At 38.8% G+C, this 4,731-nt stretch carries 3 protein-coding genes; 2 read left to right on the top strand and 1 reads right to left on the bottom strand.

Translation table 11 applies throughout. The annotated features are described in order from the left end of the window. Nucleotides 1–89 precede the first annotated feature (89 nt). Entirely contained in the window at nt 90–1,613 is a 1,524-nt protein-coding gene (locus ACRCJ0_RS09555) for an FAD/NAD(P)-binding protein (protein ID WP_431390297.1), read from the bottom strand. A 260-nt stretch (nt 1,614–1,873) separates the two neighbouring features. Here ACRCJ0_RS09555 and brnQ point away from each other — a divergent pair, with 260 nt between their 5' ends. Together brnQ and ACRCJ0_RS09545 are read left to right on the top strand one after the other, a co-directional pair. Then, nucleotides 1,874–3,229 (top strand): branched-chain amino acid transport system II carrier protein, encoded by a 1,356-nt coding sequence (gene brnQ, locus ACRCJ0_RS09550; protein ID WP_431390296.1) that lies wholly within the window; start codon nt 1,874–1,876, stop codon nt 3,227–3,229. A 385-nt stretch (nt 3,230–3,614) separates the two neighbouring features. Then, nucleotides 3,615–4,484 carry a DegV family protein gene (locus tag ACRCJ0_RS09545; protein ID WP_417893532.1) on the top strand — a complete coding sequence of 290 codons (870 nt, stop codon included), beginning with the start codon at nt 3,615–3,617 and terminating at the stop codon, nt 4,482–4,484. Nucleotides 4,485–4,731 lie beyond the last annotated feature (247 nt).

Here is a 4,731-nt window from a genome sequence, read left to right as displayed (position 1 = left end):
TATTATAGCGATGGGTCCAATCGATTAGCAGTTTAAAATAAAGAGTCTGACTTGATTTAAGAAGCATTGCAATCAAGTCAGACTTTTATTTATTTATATGCTGTTACTTGCCGATCTAGAAATTGTTTTGCGACTTCTTGTCCAAAGGCAAAAGACATTTTTGCATTGTTGTTTCCGTATTGTGTGGTCATAATCCAACGACCTGTCAAGAAGAGGTTGTCGAGCGTTCCATACCGTTGAGAAATGACTTGTCCTTGAGGCCAGGTGACTAGCACACCACCGTCTAAGGCAGGGGTAAATATTTCACGGTTAACCATGTTTTTTATGAATACAACTTGTTGTGTTGCCGGTAGTAATTGACTTTCAAATCCAGCTGCATTCACTAAAATATCCACATGCTTGCTTGAACCGTTCTCAAAAATCAATTCAAACCCCCCATCACTATATGGTTTGATGTCCGCCAGTTTATCGTGGAAGGTTACCTTACCCTCGTCATACCACTGCATAATATCCTCTAGGGCTTCATGCGTCATTTGACTTCTGAAATGTTCAAAAATAGGCATATATTCTTGCTTGTATCTATTGCGGTCCAGTACCGACATGCCCATGTATATATAAGGCAAATAAGGCGTGACAATACCCGCATAAATTTGGAATATATGTAAATCGCGATCATAGTGGGCTAATTCTTGACGAATCTGCGTGATAGAGCCACTACTATATCTGTCAATTACGCGTTTAACATCTACATTATTAACTGCCATATCTCCCATAAAAGTTTCCAAAATACTAGCTAGTGGAATATAACCATTATGGGCTGACTGCTGATTTTTAATCCAATCCATATTAAAAGTAGCCTGAATATAACCATCATATGGCCCTTGTTTAACAGAGGAGAATGGTGTAGATCGCGTAAAGAAGGTAATTGAACGAGCGAGTTGACCAGCATAGTGATATTGCAGGTAACGCATAACATCTAAACCAGTTAAGCCGGACCCAATGATGCCAATCTTTTTACTAGGATGAATGGCGGCAAGTTTCTCCATTACCGGGTAGGGGTCGTGAATGTATCCGCTATGTCCCATTAAACGGTAGTGATCCGCATAAGGTGGATGCCCGATATTTAGAAAAACGACGTTATAAATGGTATTTTGCCAATAACCATCAGCTGTTTGTAATTGATAGTAGTAATTCTTTTCTTGGTTGCCTGTAATATGATCACCTGTTTGATCTACAACTTGGATGTCTTGAATACGTTGGTAATGGATATGAACGTGGTCATTATCTAAATAATGTTTCATACGGTCCTTTAAATAATCACCGTACATTGCACGGGGGATAAAGGCTCCTGGATTACAGTATTCTTTGTGGTGGTATGACAACCAGTCTAATAAATCATTAGGATTATCTGCTTCGATAGATAAATCTTTCGCATATGAATTCATTACTAACTTATGGTCGTCCTCTTGATAGGGGAAACCATTGCCTAAGGACCTAGATTCATCATAAATATCAATTGTTAAGGGTTGCTTTGGATGTTGGTTTTTAAAATCAATCAGGGCTTTCAGGGTGCCATTTCCAGCTACACCTAATCCTACAATCGCGATTTGCATAGTATTCTCCTTAAATGTTGTTAAAAAATTTTTGTAGGGACGAAAGCATATTGAAATATATTTGATTATTGCGTTTACTTTCCCCATCCTATTAACGCTATAAATTATAGCATATTCCTATGTTTTACAAGAAAATTCCCTATGAAATATCCGTAATTCAAAAGAGGATAGGATTAAAATTTCCTAAATTTTATCTTAATGTAATGTTGTTTTATATTAGGATATGGTATTTTTGTTGAATACGAAAAGGAGTTACAATAATGAAACCAAATTTGAAGAAACAACTGACAATGCGTGAGCTCGTTGTCGTAGCATCGACTTTGTTTGGCCTATTTTTTGGTGCCGGTAATATCATCTTCCCTGTCTTGATGGGACAAATGGCCGGCGACAATGTTTGGCAAGCGAGTCTTGGCTTTATCATCACTGCAACAGGTTTACCGTTATTAGCGGTAGCTGCTATGGGGATGACGCACTCAGAGGGGGTCTTTCATTTAGCGAGTAAGATTTCTAGAAAATATGCCTTATTCTTTACAGTGGCGCTTTACTTAACGATTGGTCCATTCTTCGCTAGTCCAAGGACGGCATCCGTATCTTTTGAAGTGGGTTTTGCGACCACTAATTTCGCTGATTCACCTGTGGCGCTATTGATTTATTCGGTCTTATTCTTCGGGGTGGCCTTAGCATTATCTCTCCGACCGTCTAATATCATGGATTATGTTGGTAAGTTCTTAAACCCCGTCTTCTTAGTTTTCTTAGCGGTCATTTTTGTTCGTGCATTTACTATGCCAGAAACGAGTGTGGGTGAAGTTGACGCGATTGGCAACTATACAAATCAAGCCTTTTTCCAAGGATTCCTAGAAGGGTATAACACCATGGATGTCTTGGCGGCCTTAGCATTTGGGATTATCATTATCCGGTCAATCCGCAAATTAGGGGTCAACGAACCTAAAGCCTTAGCCAATTCAACAGTTAAATCAGGGTTATTAACAGCGATTTTAATGGGCCTAATTTACTTCAGTTTAGCCATCTTAGGAACACAAAGTCGTGGCTTTATTGATGTTCAGGAAAATGGGGGCATCGCGCTTTCATTGATCACCCAACACTACTTCGGTACAGCTGGTTCAATCTTGTTAGCCATTGTGATGGTATTTGCTTGTTTGAAAACAGCTATTGGATTAATCGTAGCCTGTGTAGAAACATTTGAAGAGCTATTCCCAAATAAATTATCATTAACACAATGGACGATTTTATTTGCTGGCTTATCATTTATTGTTTCAAATGTTGGTTTAACAACGATAATCGGCTTATCAACACCAGTATTAATGTTCTTATACCCACTGGCAATCTCACTTGTGATTTTAGCCCTATGTGAACCCGTCTACACCAGTAAGCATGTCTACCGCTGGGTAACTGGCTTTACTATGGTTGCTGCCTTGTTTGACTTCATCAAAACATTACCAGAGGGCATTTTCAACTTAGTTGGTGGAGATGCAATCGGTCATTTCGCTCAAGCAGTCTTACCATTTTACGCCTACGGATTCGGCTGGCTAGTCCCAGCACTTCTTGGGCTTGTTATAGGTATTATCCTTACTGAAAAAGATAAAATAGCTAGTTAAACGAATCGATAACACCTCTACTTCTTGATTTGAAGTGGGGTGTTTTTTTGTTTGCAACATCCAACTATCGTTTATAAACTTTATAGAGACTATTTTTTATTGCATATATTAACTGTTACGCATGCCAACAAAAATATAGTAAATGTATATTTTCTTCTAGTGCCCTGATAACAGTATCTTTTAAGTGTCTATCATCTGTACTAAAAATATTACTGAACTTGAACCGCGCTGCAATGACTGACGAAACTTTACGAACAATCTAGTTATGACAACTAGTAAAAGGGGTAAGCATTAAAACTTGCCCTTTTTTTTGACTCGCGGTCATGGTAAACTATGTCGACACCATTTTTAGTACAATGATGTATTTTTAAGGAGACGCATATATATGAAAACAGCAATTATCGTTGACTCAACAGCAACTTTACCAGAAGATCTTAGCAACTTGGAAAATGTATTCCAGATTAAACTGAGCGTTATTTTTCCAGATGGGGAAATCCGTGAAGATTCTAGCGATCCCCAAGTGATTTCCGACTACTACAACGAACTAGAAACAATGACAGTACTGCCTACAACATCACAACCGACAAATGGCCAAATCTATGACGTATATGAAGAAATCGTCAAAGCGGGCTACGATGAAGTATATGGCGTGGTCATTTCAGGTCAATTAAGTGGGACTAAATCGTCATTAGAAGCAGTGTCACGTGAATTTACTGACCAAGTAACGACCCATATTATCGATGCTAAATCGACTTCAGGGGTATCGCAACACCTTGTTCGCGAATGCTTACGTTTACTAGAAGCAGGCTACAAGGCGGAAAAAATCGTTCCTGCTTTAAACAAGGTAGCAGATGAGACAGAAACTTATATTATGGTAGGATCATTAGATAACCTAGTAAAAGGTGGCCGGTTATCAGCTGCCGGTGCCTTCTTTGGTAACCTCTTAAAAATCACACCTTTAATTAAAATTGACCAAATGGGTGCGCTAGAAGTGATTGATAAAATCCGTACTGACCGTAAAATGAAAGAAAAATTCAAAGGGATTTACGAGGCTGCCCACGCTAAATATGGTCACCGTTTACATGTGTCTGTAGCCCACTCAAACGCTTCAGAACGCGCCTTAGAACTTGTTGCCAATATGTCAGATGATATGGATATGTCACAAGTAATTGTCTCTGCATTAACGCCGGTTGTAGGGACCCATGTAGGGAACGGTTCGATTGGAATCTTTTTAGTGGTAGATGCCGAATTGTAAAACGAGAGAAAAATGCGATTTATCGCATTTTTTTTGTTATAATGTACCTTGAATAAACACAAGCACCAAGTGTTACAAGGAGGAGAATATTATGCGCTCAGCAATCATTGTAGATAGTACATCTAGTTTGCCTGACGAATTAAAAAACCATCCCGATGTGTACGAGGTAACTTTAAAGATTGCTTTTAAGGATGGCGAAGTGATGGATGATACCACAAACGAAATGAGTTTGAAACACTTTTACCAC

This window comes from Aerococcus sp. L_32 (assembly GCF_050689315.1).
This window is presented reverse-complemented; position numbering and strand designations above follow the sequence as displayed.